Origin of the sequence: Streptomyces sp. NPDC051214, from assembly GCF_040682375.1 — a bacterium.
Taxonomy (GTDB): Bacteria; Actinomycetota; Actinomycetes; order Streptomycetales; family Streptomycetaceae; genus Streptomyces.
Genome location: NZ_JBFBAT010000004.1, coordinates 579,284 through 593,597, shown reverse-complemented (window position 1 = coordinate 593,597; position 14,314 = coordinate 579,284). Strand labels below are relative to the sequence as shown.

The following is a 14,314-nucleotide window of genomic DNA, read 5'->3' as shown; positions in this document are numbered from 1 at the left end:
TCCATGACGCGGCGCACGGACTGGGCGGACCAGATCACTCCCGAGCACCACACCGACCCCGCGGGCCGAGGCCTCGCGGACGGTGTGGACCAGGGTGGCGCCGACCAGGAGGGTGACGACACCGGCTTCCGCGGGGGCGGCGGCCGGCGAGGTCGCCGACGGCGTGGCGGCTTCGGCGAAGGCCGAGGCGGCGGTTCACAGGACAGCGGCCCCCCTTCCTCGTCGAGGGCCGAGAAGGGGGAGCCGCCGACAGCGGATCCGGGTGAGAAGGCGCGGGCGATCTGTCTGCGGCTGCTCACCGGGACTCCGCGCACGCGCAAACAGCTGGCGGACGCGCTGCGCAAGCGGGACATCCCGGACGACGTGGCGGAGGAAGTGCTGACCCGCTTCGAAGAGGTCGGCCTGATCAACGACGGCGCCTTCGCGGGCGCCTGGGTGGAGTCCCGGCACCACGGCCGGGGTCTGGCCCGACGGGCGCTCACGCAGGAGCTGCGTACGAAGGGCGTGGACGCCGCGCTGATCGAGGAAGCCGTCGGGCAGCTCGACTCGGAGCAGGAGGAGGCGACCGCACGCGAGTTGGTCGCCCGCAAGCTCCGTGCCACACGGGGTCTCGACCGCGACAAGCGACTTCGCCGCCTCGCGGGCATGCTCGCCCGCAAGGGCTATTCGCAAGGCCTGGCGCTCCGGATCGTCCGGCAGGCCATCGAGGAAGAGGGCGAGGACGCGGGGGACTTGGGGTACGAAGGGGACTGAGGCGACCAGGGCCCTCACGGGGGTGGGGCCCAGGTCAGGGCCGGGCAGCGCGGTGCGAACCGTGGCCCGGCCCTTTCGCGTCCGCGGAGGCTTCACGAGGGCGGCGGAAAGCCCCGCAGCCTGCGTAGGGCGCACTTCAACTCCCCTTCCGCAGGCGGAGGGTGGGGGGTTAACCCCCCACCGAAGACGCCGGTCCACCGCACTGCAAAGGAACCTGTGCACAGGCGACTGTGTACGCATGGCAAAGGAACCCGGCACGACCGACGGCGCCCCGGAGGAGCTGAACGACCTCCGCGTCCTCAAGGCGCTCGCGCAGCCCCGGCGCCAGCAGATGCTGCAGCACCTCACCGTGCACGGCCCGGCCACCTCGGCGACGCTCGCCAGGGCGCTCGGCCTCAACACCGGCGCCACCAGTTACCACCTGCGCGAACTCGCCCGCTACGGCTTCGTCGAGGAGACCGCCGGCACGGGCCACGGCCGCGAACGCTGGTGGCGCGCGATCCCCGGGGACCGGCGTTTCCCGCCCCGCAGCCAGCAGACGGCCGAGACGCGACTCGTCATGGACGAGCTGAACCATCTCTCCTACGCCGCCGACCTGCAGCTCTTCGAGCAGTTGCAGCGAGAAGCCTGCGACACCGAGGACGCCGGACTCGGTGAGTGGGCCGACGCGTTTCCGTACTCGCGCGGCACGATCCGGCTGACGCTTCCCGAGCTCCGCGAGTTCTTCGAGGAGTACATCGCCCTGCTCAACCGCTACAAGCGCCCCGACGCCGAGACCCCGGCCGACGCCCGCACCGTACTCACGCGGCTCCTGGCCTTCCCGGCGCCCGCCACCACCGACGCGCCGCCCGCGACCGCGCCCCCTACCGCGCCCGCCCGGTCCGCCCGGTCAGCCCGGTCGCCCCGCTCCTCCGCCCCCTCTTCTTCTTCCTCCTCCGAGCCCGAGGCGACATCATGATGCTGCGCTACGCACTGCAGACAGTCCGAGACCGCAAGGGCGGGTTCCTCGGCGCCTTCCTGGCACTGATGTGCGCGGCCGCGCTCATCACGGCCTGCGGCACCCTCCTGGAGACAGGCCTGCGCGGCACCATCCACACCGAGCGGTACGCCGCCACCCCGGTGATCGTCTCCGCGGACCAAAACGTCCACCGGACCACCGTCAAGCACAAGAAGGGCAAGACCAAGGTCAAGCACAAGGCCAAGCCGATCGCCGAGCGGGCCTGGCTGTCGAACGACGTCGCGGACAAGCTCAAGGGAGTGCGGGGAGTCGGCGACGTCATCCCCGAACTCACCTTTCTCGCCACGCCGTTGACCCCCGCGGCCGGTGACCTCACCGACAAGCCCGCCTACGGCCACGCCTGGGAATCGGCGGCGCTGACCCCCTTCCGCCTCGTCGAGGGCAAGGCCCCGCGCGCCGCAGGGGACCTCGTCATCGACAGCGGCCTCGCCGGCCGCGCCCACCTCAAGACCGGCGACCGCCTCACGGTCCAGTCGACACAGGCCCCGCGCTCCTACCGCATCACCGGTGTGGCCGCCCCCTCCGAAGGCGCCCTTGCCCACCAGACGTCGCTCTTCTTCTCCTCCGCAGAGGCCGAGCGGCTCGCCGCGCACCCCGGAAAGATCACCACCCTCGGCGTCATGCCGGCTGACGGCACCCCAACGGGAGAGCTCAAGGAGGCGGTCGCGGACGCCCTCGCCGGTACGACGTCGCAGGTCAGCTCCGGCAACGACCGCGGGCCCGTGGAGTTCCTCGACGCGGCGGGCGCCCGCATCAAGCTGGTCAGCATGGGCGGCGCGATGGGCGGCACCTCCCTCCTCGTCGCTGTCCTCGTGGTCGTCGGCACCTTCGCCCTCTCCGTGCAGCAGCGCCACCGCGAACTGGCCCTGCTCCGCGCCATCGCCGCGACCCCGAAGCAGATCCGGGGACTTCTCGGCCGAGAGGCCCTGATCGTCGGTGCCGCGGCAGGCGTCATCGGCTCGCTCGCCGGGATCCCGCTCGGCGGCTGGCTGCACGGAAAGTTCGTGGACATGGGCGCCGTCCCCGCGACCCTGGAGCGGACCGTCAGCGTCTTCCCGCTCCTGGCAGCCGTGGCCGCGACGCTGCTCGGAGCATGGGCCGCCGCCCGCCTCTCGGCCCGCCGCATCGCCCGTATCCGCCCGGCCGAGGCCCTCGCCGAAGCACGCGTCGAGCGCGCCCGGCCGCCGTGGAGCCGCATCGTCGCGGGCGTGCTCATCCTCGCCGCGGGAGCCGTGCTGGTCGCCGTGCTCAGCGTGCTGCGCACGGAGCCCGCGTCGACTCCCGTGACGTTCCTGGCCGTGGTGGTCCTCTCCACCGCTGTCGCACTGCTCGGCCCGCTCCTGGTCAGGGCGGCGGCTGCCGTACTCCGCGGGCCGCTGCGGCTCTCCGGCCCCGGCGGCCGCCTCGCACACGCCAACCTGCGTGGCAACGCGGCCCGGATGGCGGCGGCCGTCACCCCGCTCGCCCTCCTCACCGGCATGACGTGCACCGTCCTGTTCGTCCAGCCCACCCTCGGCGACGCGGCCCGTGCCCAGGCCCGCGAGGGCATCCGCGCCGACTGGGTCCTGGCGGCGCAGGGACCGGGCGTGCCCGCCGAGGTCGCGCGGAAGCTGCGGACGACCGAGGGCGTCGAGGCCGCCACCGAGGTCGTACGCACCACCGTGCGCGTGGGGCTCGACAAGTACCCGGCGCAGGGCGTCAGTACGGCCGGCCTGACCCGTACCTGGGACCCTGACGTGACCGCCGGATCCCTGCGGGGCTTCGGCAAGGGCAGCGTCGCCGTCAGCGAACTGGCCGCCGACCAGCTCGGCCTGCAGCCGGGCAGCAGCCTGAAGCTCACGCTCGGCGACGGCACGAAGACCAGGCTCAAGGTCAGCGCCGTATACGCGCGCGGGCTCGGTTTCGGGGACCTGACCATGGCCCACGAACTGGTCGCCCGCCACGTCGACAACCCGCTCGCCGCCACGGTCCTGATCAAGAGCGACCGTACACAGGAACAACTCGCGGCAGGGGTCGCGAAGTTCCCGGGCGTACGCGTTCTCTCCCCGGCAGCCGTCGACAACCTTCAGGCCGAGCGGCAGCAGGCGAACGCCGAGGTCAACTACCTCGCCATGGGACTGATCCTGGCCTTCACCGCGATCGCCGTCGTCAACACCCTCGCCATGTCGGTCTCCGAGCGCATCCGTGAGTTCGCGATGCTGCGACTGGCGGGTGCGAGCCGCCGCCAGGTCCTGCGCATGCTGCGCACCGAGGCGCTGTCCGTCCTGCTCATCGGCACGGCCCTGGGCAGCGGCATCGCGCTCGCCGTCCTGACCGCCTTCAGCGTCGGCATGACCGGCAGCGCCGCGCCCTCGATCGCCCCCTTGGTGTACGTCTCCGTGGTGGCCGTCGCGGCTCTGCTCGCCCTCACCGCGACCGCACTCCCGGGCCGCGCCGCCCTCAGGCCCCGCCCCGTCACCGTGGCGACGGCCAAGGAGTGAGTGTGCTCAGCCCGGGGCGGGAAGGCCGGCCGCGACCGGAAGCCCGGCGGCCTTCCACGCCTGGAACCCGCCGATGAGGTCGGTCGCGTGGCGCAGCCCCAACTGCCGCAAGGAGACTGCCGCGAGGCTCGACGCGTAGCCCTCGTTGCAGATCACGACGACCCGCAGGTCGTGGCCCGTGGCCTCCGCGGCACGGTGGCTGCCCTGCGGGTCCAGGCGCCATTCCAGCTCGTTGCGCTCGACGACGAGGGCTCCGGGGATCAGGCCGTCGCGCTCGCGCAGGGCGGCGTACCGGATGTCGACCAGAAGCCCGCCAGCGGCCGCCGTGTCACGCGCCTCTTCCGGAGTGACCCGGTCGAGGTCGAGGCGCACGCGTTCCAGCAACTCGTCGATCCCGACGGGAGGTTCGCCGGGGGTGGGGTGCTCGCTCACTGCCAGTCCTCCGGGCGTTCCACGGACTCCAGGCGCAGGACCGCGCCCGTGCGGCTGTAGCGGCGGATGCGCGGCAGCGGCGGGTAGTAGGCGTGCACGGAGATGGCGTGCTCGTCCGTGGATTCGTTCAGGACCTCGTGCACGTGGTTCTGGCCGAACGCCCTGCCTTTGCCGACGGTCAACTCCCGTTCACGGTCGACCCCTTCGGACAGTTCCAGGGTCTTCCAGCCGTCGGTGGGCAGCCGGGCGGCGAGCGAGTTCTCCTTGAGGGCGCCGGCGGCGGTGTAGAAGGCACCCACCGACTCCGCGTGGTCATGCCAGCCGGTGCCGGTGCCGGGCGGCCAGCCGATCAGCCAGGCCTCGCTGCCGCCGGGTCCTTCCAGACGTACCCAGGTACGCCCCTCGGGGTCCAGCGGGAGTGTGGCGATGAGTTCGGCGTCGGCGGCGCTCCTGCGGACGAATTCGAGGAGCTCGGCGGCGGTGGGCGCGGACCCCGCCGTGGAGGCATGGGTGGCGGAAGCGCGAGAGGTGGAGACAGGAGTGGAGACAGAAGCAGACACGGGGACCGTCCTGGAGGTTCGCGGAAGCGCGCGCCAAGAAGAGGGCGCGCAGAGGAGAAGGCGGCGAATTCAGCAGGACGGACGACACACGCAGCCCGCATAGCGGACGAGGTCCATATGGACCCTCCGCCACAGGCGCACATCGGTGTCGGTCACGTTTCGGAGTAGACCATGACGCTGCGTGCCGGTCAACTCCTTCTCACTGTGTGGTCGGGCGCCCCGCGGGGGCCCCGCTCTCCGCCTTCTCCGTGGCGTCCGCTCTGTCCGGACGCCGCTTCGGGGACGCTCCGCCAAGGGCTGTCTCGGCCGCCGTATACAGCTCGGCGGGGCGCACCCCGCTGAGGGCCGTGACCAGGTGGCCGTCGGGGCGGATGAGCAGCACCGAGTGCGCGGGGGCTCCGGGGTAACTCTCCGCGACCAGCAGTTCCGCCGGGTGCGGCAGCGCCGTGACGGCGGCCGCGAGCCGGGGCATGATCCCGGCCGTCACCCAGTGCCGCCGCTCCCACACCACCGTGCCCGGCGCGACAAGGACGACGAGCAGCTGATTCGCGCCGAGCCGGTCGCGCAACTGCACGAAGGACCCGTCGGGAGCCGTCACCGCCACATCGGCCACGGGCGACCCCGGTTCCGTGCCCACGGCCACCTCGGACTCGGAGGGCGGAGGGGCCAGCGGCGAGTCCGCGTACGACGCGGGTGCGCCGAGGGGCCCGCGTCCCACGTGACCGTCGGTGAGGAGTGTGTCGTGTCCGCGCGCGGACCCGGAAACGTAGGAGCGCAGGCCTTTGCCGCCCCGCAGTATCGGCAGCGACTGGTCGGCGGCGCGCAGTCGTGCGGCGACACCGGCCCGCCGCTCGGCCTGATAGCTGTCGAGCAGGGCGTCGTGTGCGCCGTGGTGCCAGGCGAGCGCCAGCTTCCAGGCGAGGTTGTCCGCGTCCCGCAGCCCCTCGTCGAGCCCTTGCGTGCCGAGCGCGCCGAGCAGGTGTGCGGCGTCACCCGCGAGGAAGGCACGGCCGACCCGCCACCGGCGGGCCAGACGGTGGTGGACGGTGTGCACACCGGTGTCGAGCAGTTCGTACGGCGGGGTGGAGCCGCCGCACCAGCCCGCGAGGGTCTCGCGGATGCGCACCACGAGCGCGTCCGGCGTCACGAGCTCACCGCGCGGCGGCAGCAGCCAGTCGAGCCGCCACACCCCGCCGGCGAGGGGGCGGCCCGTCACCTCGGCGCCTCCGTGGCGCCACGGAGGCATCCGATGCAACAACGCCTGGCCGGGCCCGGGAAGTTCCGTGCGCAACGCGGCCACGGCGTGTCGCTCTACGGCCGTACGCCCCGGGAAGCGGACGTCGAGGAGCTTGCGCACCGTGGACCGTGGCCCGTCGCAGCCCACCAGATAACTGCCGCGCCACCACGTGTCCTTGGGGCCACGGGTGTGGGCGGTCAGCCCGTCCGCGTCCTGCTCGAGGGAGTCGAGCTTGCTCTCCACCGCGACCTTGACGAGGCGCTCCTCGGCGATGGCCGCGCGCAGGGCGCCGGTCAGTGCGTGCTGGGGCACATGCAGGGGGGCCGGTACCTCATCACTGAACGTGAGCTCCCGCATCAGCTGCTTGCGCCGCAGGGAACGCCAGCCGTCCCACCGCGCGCCCGACTCTTGGTCACCGAACGAGTGACCGGTGAGCCGCTCCATGAGGGCCGCGGTGTCATCCCGCAGGATGACGGTCCGTGCGGGCCGTGGCTCGTCCTTGCCGGGGCCTTCGTCGAGTACGACGGTGGGTACGGAGTGACGCGCGAGAGCCAGGGCAAGCGTGAGCCCCACGGGACCCGCGCCGACGACGATCACCGGGTCCACGGGGCGTACCCTCCCGCCGCAAGGGCCCGGGAGCGCTGGACGTACGTACAGGAACTGGCAGTTGGAGCCCGGTGCACGATCACAGAACGTATGCAACCCACCGCTGGTGCCCGCGTCAAGTTGCCGCCCGACTGCTGTGGCGCTTGGGCGAACGCGTGACCAGGCGGTCGACAGATCACACCGGGAGTGGTCGCGACATGACGAGGGCTGCCACCCCGCATGGGACGACAGCCCTTCATCGACGCTGCAGCATCACACGCGCGACCGCTCACGTTCGGACGTCCGGCGAATTCACGCAAAACGACGGAGGCAGTGGCCGTATGCCACTGCCTCCGTCGTTTTTGCCGATTGTTCGGGATGCCGCTAGCCGCCTCCGCCGCCCGCATCGTGGTCCCTGCGGACCGTCTTGGGGCCGATCGTCTCCAGGTTCTCGAGCGCTTCGGGGCCCACCACGGCGCCCGTGCTCTTCTTGGACTGCCGCATGCGGCGCTCCAGCCAGGAGGCGAGGGTGGTGAGCAGCAGGTTCAGCACGATGTAGATCACCGCGACGACGATGAAGCTGGGGATGACGCTCGCGTAGTACGAGGCGGCCGTCTTTCGCGCGCTGAGCAGCTCGGAGAAGCTGAGCAGCGCGCCACCGAGCGCGGTGTCCTTGACGATGACGACGAGCTGGCTGACGAGCGCCGGGAGCATCGCGGTCACGGACTGCGGAAGCAGCACGCTCCTCATCGTCTGGCCCTTGCGCAGGCCGATCGCCTTGGCGGCTTCCGTCTGGCCCTTGGGCAGCGACAGGATGCCCGCCCGCACGATCTCGGCCAGCACCGAGGCGTTGTAGAGCACCAGGCCCGTCACCACGGCGTACATCGGACGGTCTTCGACGCTGATGTCGGTGGACACGGAGAAGAACTGGTTGGCGAAGACCATCAGGATCAGCACCGGGATCGCGCGGAAGAACTCGACGACCACAGCGGCGGGACCCCTGACCCACCGATGGTCGGAGAGCCGTGCGATACCGAAGAGGGCTCCCAGCGGAAGGGCGATCACCATGGCGAGGCCCGCGGCCTTCAGCGTGTTCGCGAGTCCCGGCAGGAGGTATGTCGTCCATGACTCGGAGTCGGCGAGCCAGGGCTCCCACTTGGCCCATTCCAGCTGCCCCTTGTCGGACATGGCGGACCAGGCCCACCAAAGTCCCAGGAGCATGAGCACGAGGAAGAGCAGCGAGAGAAGCACATTGCGCCGTTTGGCGCGGGGCCCGGGTGCGTCGTAAAGGACGGAAGTCATCGCTTCACCGCCATACGCTTGCCGAGCCAGCCGAGTATGAGGCCCGTCGGCAAGGTCAGCACCACGAATCCGAAGGCGAATATCCCGGTGATGAGGAACAACTGCGCCTCATTTTCGATCATTTCCTTCATCAGCAGAGCCGCTTCCGCCACACCGATGGCCGCCGCGACCGTAGTGTTCTTGGTCAGGGCGATCAGTACGTTGGTGAGCGGGCCGATCACGGAACGGAAGGCCTGCGGCAGCACGATGAGACCGAGGACCTGACTGAAGCCCAGCCCGAGTGCGCGTGCGGCTTCCGCCTGACCCAACGGCACCGTGTTGATGCCGGACCGCACCGCTTCGCACACGAACGCCGCCGTATAGGCGCCGAGGCCGAGCACCGCGAGACGGAAGCCCAGCGTCTCGAAGTCGTTGCCCGCGCCCAGAGTGATGCCGAAGACGTCGGCGAGCCCGAGCGAGCTGAACACGATGATGACGGTCAGCGGAATGTTCCGCACGATGTTGACGTAGGCGGTACCGAACCAACGCATGACCGGAACCGGGCTGACGCGCATGGCAGCCAGCAGAGTGCCCCAGACCAGGGAACCGATGCCTGCGAAGACGGTGAGCTTCACCGTCATCCAGAAGGCCTCGAGCAAGTCGTAGTCTTCAAGAAAGTCGAACACGATCTCCCGCGCTCTCGCATGTGGTGATGGCGAGGTACGCCGCCGCGTCCGAGCGGCGGCGTACCGGCGTGTGCCCTGTCAGTGGAGCGGCCTCAGGGCCGCTCCCACGAGGTCACTTGACGATGTCGCCGATCTTCGGGGCGGGCTCGTTCTTGTAGTTGGCCGGGCCGAAGTTCTTCTTGACGGCCTTGTCCCAGGACTTGTCCGAGACCATCTTCTCGAGGGCCTTGTTGATCTGGTCCTTGAGCTTGGTGTCGCCCTTCTTGACGCCGATGCCGTAGTTCTCGTTGGTCAGCTTCAGGCCGGCGAGCTTGTACTTGCCCTTGTACTGCTCCTGCGCCGCGTAGCCCGCGAGGATCGAGTCGTCCGTGGTCAGCGCGTCGACGGCGCTGCTGCCCAGTCCGTCGATGCACTCGGAGTAGGTGCTGTACTCGCGCAGCTGGGCCTTCGGCGCGATCTCCTTCTTGACGTTCTGCGCCGAGGTGGAACCGGTCACCGAGCAGAGCTTCTTGCCGTTGAGGTCCGTGCCCTTGGTGATCTTGTCGTCGGACCGCACGAGCAGGTCCTGGTGGGCGAGGAGGTACGGGCCCGCGAAGTCGACCTTCTTCTCGCGCTCCTCGTTGATGGAGTACGACGCCGCGATGAACTTGACGTCACCGCGCTGCAGGGCGGTCTCGCGGTCCGCGCTGGGCGTTTCCTTCCACTCGATGTCCCCGGCCTCGTAACCGAGCTCCTTGGCGACGTAGGTCGCGACATCGACGTCGAAGCCGGTGTATCCGTCCGGCGTCTTCAGGCCGATACCGGGCTGGTCGAACTTGATGCCGATGGTGATCTTCTTGCCACCACCGGAACCCTTGTCGTCCTTGTCGTCCGAGCCACAGGCCGTGGCGGTGACGGAGAGCGCGAGTACGGCGGCGGCTGCCGCGGTGACCTTGCGAGCCTTCATGGTGAACATCCTTTGTTTCGGCAGAAGAGGGTTGAGACGCAGGGGAGAGCCACGCATCAGTGGTGAAGGATCTTCGACAGGAAGTCCTTGGCCCGGTCGCTGCGCGGGTTGCTGAAGAACTGGTCCGGCACGGCTTCTTCGACGATCCGGCCGTCCGCCATGAAGACGACGCGGTTGGCCGCGGAGCGTGCGAAGCCCATCTCGTGGGTGACCACGACCATGGTCATGCCGTCACGCGCGAGCTGTTGCATGACCTCGAGGACCTCGTTGATCATCTCCGGGTCGAGCGCCGACGTGGGCTCGTCGAAGAGCATCACCTTGGGGTCCATGGCCAACGCGCGGGCGATCGCGACACGTTGCTGCTGGCCACCGGAGAGCTGCGCGGGGTACTTGTCGGCCTGCGTGGCGACACCCACACGGTCCAGGAGGCCGCGTGCCTTTGTCTCTGCTTCCGCCTTGGACGTCTTGCGCACCTTGATCTGGCCCAGCATCACGTTCTCGAGCACGGTCTTGTGCGCGAAAAGGTTGAAGGACTGGAAGACCATGCCCACGTCCGCACGGAGACGGGCGAGCTCCTTGCCCTCCTGGGGCAGGGGCTTGCCGTCGATCGAGATGTCTCCCGACTCGACGGTCTCCAGGCGGTTGATGGCGCGGCACAGTGTCGACTTGCCCGACCCGGAGGGGCCGATCACGACGACGACCTCACCGCGGGTGATGGTCAGGTCGATGTCCTGGAGGACGTGCAGAGCGCCGAAGTGCTTGTTGACGTTCTTCAGCACGACCAGGTCGTCCGCCCCGGGCGGTATGGCGTCCTTGGTCACCGATACTTCGGTCACGGCTTGTTGCTCCATCCTCCTCGGTTGGGAGGACAGTAATAACCCGGTGCGACCAGCGTCATTACATCTGAGGGGAAATTGAGCATAACGATCCGGCCGCAACCGGACACACCGTGTGAACGGGGACGCCCCGGCGCGTACCGGCTCCATAACGGAACGTGCCCGTGACCCGAACCCTCTTGACGCGGTCCTTATCCATCGGCGTGGATGCCATGGTGCGTGTGCACGCGCGCGTACCGGCCATCGGCGAGCGCGAACCGAACGACCGATGAACCGGAGGGGGCCGTATGAGACTGCTCCTCGTCGAGGACGACGATCATGTGGCCGCCGCCCTGTCCGCGGTCCTGGCCAGGCACGGCTTCGACGTCGTGCACGCCCGCAGCGGCGAGGAAGCGCTGCAGGCCCTGCTGCCCGGCGCGACGGCACCCTTCGGAGTCGTCCTTCTCGACCTGGGGCTGCCCGATCAGGACGGCTACGAAGTGTGCGGCAAGATCCGCAAGCGCGGATCGATCCCCGTGATCATGGTGACGGCGCGTGCCGACGTACGCTCGCGCATCCATGGCCTGAACCTCGGGGCCGACGACTACGTGGTGAAGCCGTACGACACCGGGGAGCTCATCGCCCGCATCCACGCGGTCATCCGCCGGCCCCCGTCCGGCGCCGCCGCGGGCCCCGCCGACAGCGAACTGCGCCTCGGTTCCGTACGCATCGAACTGCCCACCCGGCAGGTCAGCGTGGACGGTTCGACGGTCCAGCTGACCCGCAAGGAGTTCGACCTGCTCGCTCTCCTGGCGCAGCGGCCCGGCGTGGTGTTCCGCCGGGAGCAGATCATCAGCGAGGTGTGGCGCACCAGTTGGGAGGGAACGGGACGCACCCTCGAGGTGCATGTCGCTTCCCTGCGCTCCAAGTTGCACATGCCGGCCCTGATCGAGACCGTCCGGGGCGTGGGCTATCGGCTCGTGGCCCCGGCCGCGTAGCGAGTAGCGAGGTCAGGTGCGCTCTCGCCTCCTCCCGCTGCTCATCGTCCTCATGGCGGGTGTGCTGCTCGCGCTCGGCTTCCCGCTCGCGGTGAGCGTGGCGGCGGCGCAGCAGCAGAAGGTGGTCATCGACCGGATCGACGACACGGCGCGGTTCGCGGCGCTCGCGCAGTTCGTCACGAAACGTCCCACGGGCTCGCGCCTGCGGGACAAGGACGAACGGCGCGAGACCCTCCAGACCGAACTCGACTACTACCACGAGGTCTACGGGATCAAGGCGGGCGTCTTCTTCCGGGACGGTGAGCCCATGGCTCACGCCCCCGGGGACTGGTTCCTGCCTCCCAGGGGCGCCGAGGTGCGCGAGGCCTTCGAAGAGGCCCTCAGGTCCCGTGGGAGCCACAATCCGCGCCAGGTCTGGCCCTGGCAGCGCGGCCGGCTCGTCGTGGCGTCCCCGGTGATCAGGGACGGGGACGTCATCGCCGTCGTCGTCACGGACTCGCCCACGGGACGCATGCGTTCGCAGACACTGCAGGGATGGCTGCTCATCGGCGCGGGCGAGTTGGCGGCGATGCTTCTCGCGGTCGGTGCCGCGCTGCGCCTCACCGGCTGGGTGCTGCGCCCGGTACGGGTCCTGGACGCGACCACGCACGACATCGCGACCGGGCGCCTGAAGTCGCGGGTGGCGGCCGCGGGCGGGCCGCCGGAACTGAGACGCCTGGCCCGGTCGTTCAACGAGATGGCCGACAACGTCGAGGACGTGCTGGAACAGCAGCGGGCCTTCGTCGCCGACGCCTCGCACCAACTGCGCAACCCGCTCTCCGCCCTGCTGCTCCGCATCGAGCTGCTCGCCCTCGAACTGCCCGAGGGGAACGAGGAGATCGCCTCCGTGCGCACCGAGGGCAAACGCCTTGCCCAGGTGCTCGACGACCTCCTGGGCCTCGCCCTGGCCGAGCACGCCGCGGCCGATCTGCAGCTCACCGACATCGGGGAGCTCGCGGCCGAACGGGTCGGCGCCTGGCGGCCGCTCGCCGAGGAGCGCGGGGTGCGCCTGACGGGTACCTGCCCTGCGACCACCGGCTGGGCCGACCCGGTCGCGCTGTCCAGCGCCCTGGACGCGGTCATCGACAACGCCCTCAAGTTCACGCCCGAGGGCGAGGAGGTGCGGGTGGAGGTCTCCTGGAGCGGCGAGCGGACGACCGTGGTGATCACGGACGGCGGCCCCGGCCTCACGGAGGACGAACTCGCGCGCATCGGCGACCGCTTCTGGCGCAGCAACCGCCATCAGAACGTCAAGGGATCCGGCCTCGGCCTGTCCATCTCGCGCGCCCTGCTCACCGCGGGCGGCGGCTCCATCGCGTACGAGCAGCACGAGCCGCACGGCCTGCGGGTGACCGTCGCGGTGCCCCGCGGCGAACCCGGGCACCGCGCCTGACGGCCGGGGCCACGGCAACGGCTACGGCTTGACCGACCGGTAGTAGCGGCGCGCACCCTCGTGCAGGGCCAGGGGGTCCGTGTAGAGCGCCGTCCGCAGGTCCACCAGCTGGGCCGCGTGCACCTTGCCGCCGATGTGGTCGCGGCTGTCGATCACCGTGCGGGTCAGCCCCTCGGTCAGCTTCGGGTCCGCCCGGTCCGTCGTCACCAGGAGGTTCGCCACGGCCAGCGTGGGTACGGCGGCGTTCTGCTGGGCGGCGGGGTAGGCGTCGGCGGGCATCACGGCGGCCCGGTAGTAGCGGGAGGCGCCGCTCTGCTTGTGCAGGGCGTCCACGAGGGTGCCGAGCTCGACGAGGCGGATGTCGAACTCCTCGGAGAGCAGCCGCACGGTGGTGGTCGGCAGCCCGCCCGACCAGAAGAAGGCGTCGATGTCGCCCTTCTTGAGGAGGTCGGGTGCTTTGTCGATCCCGGCGTGCACCGCCGTGAGGTCCTTCTCGGGATCGAGGCCGGCGGCCTTGAGCACCCGGCCCGCTATCAGCCGCACGCCCGAGCGCGGCTGCCCCACGGCCACCTTCTTGCCCCGCAGGTCCTGCGCCTTGTCGATGTCGGACGAGCGCCGGACGACGAGCTGCACGTAGTCGTCGTACAGCCGCGCACAACCTCGGAGCGAGTCCGCGCCCTCTCGCCCCTCCAGGCGGTACTTCTCCACGGCGTCGGCGGCCGCGATGGTGAAGTCGGCCTTCCCCGTGGCCACCCGCTCGACGTTCTGCTGCGACCCCTCGCTGTTGAGGAGCTCCACGTCCACCTTGGGCATGTCCTTGGAGATCGCGGTCCTCAGGAGCTTGCCGTACCGCTCGTACACCGCGTTCTTCACGCCTGTGCTGAACGTCATCCGGCCCCTCGGTGAGTCGTCCCCCACGGGGACGAGCCACCACACCAGGAGTCCGAAGACCACAAGGGCGGCCGACGCACCCTGGAGTGCGCGGCGCCTGCTGATGTGGGGGAGTGCCGTGAGCATGCGCGCGATCCTGCCAGGCCACGCGCAGTAATGGCCAGGGCCGAGCTCCCGGCAGGGACACTCCCGCGACCGCC

Annotated in this window: 14 protein-coding genes; 5 read left to right on the top strand and 9 right to left on the bottom strand. The window is 70.2% G+C overall.

The window, feature by feature from the left end:
- Positions 1-3 precede the first annotated feature (3 nt).
- From recX to AB0M70_RS13775, 3 genes are all read left to right on the top strand, one after another.
- Positions 4-753, top strand: a complete 750-nt coding sequence (gene recX / locus AB0M70_RS13785) for a recombination regulator RecX (protein ID WP_365819727.1) — start codon at positions 4-6, stop codon at positions 751-753.
- Positions 754-991: 238 nt separating this feature from the next.
- Entirely contained in the window at positions 992-1,711 is a 720-nt protein-coding gene (locus AB0M70_RS13780) for a helix-turn-helix domain-containing protein (protein WP_365819724.1), read from the top strand.
- The gene (locus AB0M70_RS13775; RefSeq protein WP_365819722.1) at positions 1,708-4,251 is read left to right on the top strand and encodes an FtsX-like permease family protein; all 2,544 of its coding nucleotides are present in this window, start codon (positions 1,708-1,710) and stop codon (positions 4,249-4,251) included. Before AB0M70_RS13780 ends, AB0M70_RS13775 begins: the two co-directional genes overlap by 4 nt.
- Positions 4,252-4,257: 6 nt before the next feature.
- On the opposite strand, the gene AB0M70_RS13770 is transcribed toward AB0M70_RS13775, so the two are convergent.
- The 8 genes from AB0M70_RS13770 to AB0M70_RS13735 all read right to left on the bottom strand — a co-directional run bounded on the left by AB0M70_RS13770 (position 4,258) and on the right by AB0M70_RS13735 (position 10,814).
- Positions 4,258-4,683: a rhodanese-like domain-containing protein gene (locus AB0M70_RS13770; protein WP_365819720.1), complete on the bottom strand. Its 426-nt coding sequence runs from the start codon at positions 4,681-4,683 to the stop codon at positions 4,258-4,260.
- Positions 4,680-5,243, bottom strand: coding sequence for a cysteine dioxygenase (locus AB0M70_RS13765; RefSeq protein WP_365819718.1), 564 nt, complete (start codon positions 5,241-5,243; stop codon positions 4,680-4,682). Before AB0M70_RS13765 ends, AB0M70_RS13770 begins: the two co-directional genes overlap by 4 nt.
- 69 nt (positions 5,244-5,312) lie before the next feature.
- Positions 5,313-5,384 (bottom strand): putative leader peptide, encoded by a 72-nt coding sequence (locus AB0M70_RS13760; RefSeq protein WP_309544753.1) that lies wholly within the window; start codon positions 5,382-5,384, stop codon positions 5,313-5,315.
- A 58-nt stretch (positions 5,385-5,442) separates the two neighbouring features.
- Positions 5,443-7,086 carry an FAD-dependent monooxygenase gene (locus AB0M70_RS13755; protein ID WP_365819716.1) on the bottom strand — a complete coding sequence of 548 codons (1,644 nt, stop codon included), beginning with the start codon at positions 7,084-7,086 and terminating at the stop codon, positions 5,443-5,445.
- Between the two features lie 363 nt (positions 7,087-7,449).
- Entirely contained in the window at positions 7,450-8,367 is a 918-nt protein-coding gene (locus AB0M70_RS13750; RefSeq protein WP_365819714.1) for an amino acid ABC transporter permease, read from the bottom strand.
- Positions 8,364-9,032 carry an amino acid ABC transporter permease gene (locus AB0M70_RS13745; RefSeq protein WP_365819712.1) on the bottom strand — a complete coding sequence of 223 codons (669 nt, stop codon included), beginning with the start codon at positions 9,030-9,032 and terminating at the stop codon, positions 8,364-8,366. The genes AB0M70_RS13750 and AB0M70_RS13745 overlap by 4 nt, the downstream gene beginning before the upstream one ends.
- A 112-nt stretch (positions 9,033-9,144) precedes the next feature.
- On the bottom strand, positions 9,145-9,978 hold the full coding sequence (locus tag AB0M70_RS13740) for a glutamate ABC transporter substrate-binding protein (RefSeq protein WP_365819709.1): 834 nt from the start codon (positions 9,976-9,978) through the stop codon (positions 9,145-9,147).
- Between the two features lie 56 nt (positions 9,979-10,034).
- Positions 10,035-10,814 carry an amino acid ABC transporter ATP-binding protein gene (locus tag AB0M70_RS13735; protein WP_361843160.1) on the bottom strand — a complete coding sequence of 260 codons (780 nt, stop codon included), beginning with the start codon at positions 10,812-10,814 and terminating at the stop codon, positions 10,035-10,037.
- 287 nt (positions 10,815-11,101) lie between these two features.
- On the opposite strand from AB0M70_RS13735, the gene AB0M70_RS13730 reads away from it, so the two are divergent.
- Both AB0M70_RS13730 and AB0M70_RS13725 read left to right on the top strand, forming a co-directional pair.
- Positions 11,102-11,791, top strand: a complete 690-nt coding sequence (locus AB0M70_RS13730; RefSeq protein ID WP_363210001.1) for a response regulator transcription factor — start codon at positions 11,102-11,104, stop codon at positions 11,789-11,791.
- 16 nt (positions 11,792-11,807) lie between these two features.
- A complete protein-coding gene (locus tag AB0M70_RS13725; RefSeq protein WP_365819706.1) occupies positions 11,808-13,223 on the top strand; it encodes a HAMP domain-containing sensor histidine kinase in 1,416 nt (471 codons plus the stop codon).
- Positions 13,224-13,244: 21 nt separating this feature from the next.
- Here the strand turns inward: AB0M70_RS13725 and AB0M70_RS13720 are convergent, their stop codons facing one another.
- Entirely contained in the window at positions 13,245-14,240 is a 996-nt protein-coding gene (locus AB0M70_RS13720; RefSeq protein WP_365819704.1) for a TAXI family TRAP transporter solute-binding subunit, read from the bottom strand.
- Between the last annotated feature and the right edge of the window lie 74 nt (positions 14,241-14,314).

What these genes read in the sequence shown, in the direction of transcription:
- AB0M70_RS13775 (WP_365819722.1), top strand. Translation starts at nt 1,708, where the DNA reads ATGATGCTGCGCTACGCACTGCAGACAGTCCGAGACCGCAAGGGCGGG.
- AB0M70_RS13780 (WP_365819724.1), top strand. Translation starts at nt 992, where the DNA reads ATGGCAAAGGAACCCGGCACGACCGACGGCGCCCCGGAGGAGCTGAAC.
- AB0M70_RS13720 (WP_365819704.1), bottom strand. Translation starts at nt 14,240, where the DNA reads ATGCTCACGGCACTCCCCCACATCAGCAGGCGCCGCGCACTCCAGGGT.
- AB0M70_RS13740 (WP_365819709.1), bottom strand. Translation starts at nt 9,978, where the DNA reads ATGAAGGCTCGCAAGGTCACCGCGGCAGCCGCCGCCGTACTCGCGCTC.
- AB0M70_RS13750 (WP_365819714.1), bottom strand. Translation starts at nt 8,367, where the DNA reads ATGACTTCCGTCCTTTACGACGCACCCGGGCCCCGCGCCAAACGGCGC.
- AB0M70_RS13730 (WP_363210001.1), top strand. Translation starts at nt 11,102, where the DNA reads ATGAGACTGCTCCTCGTCGAGGACGACGATCATGTGGCCGCCGCCCTG.
- recX (WP_365819727.1), top strand. Translation starts at nt 4, where the DNA reads ATGACGCGGCGCACGGACTGGGCGGACCAGATCACTCCCGAGCACCAC.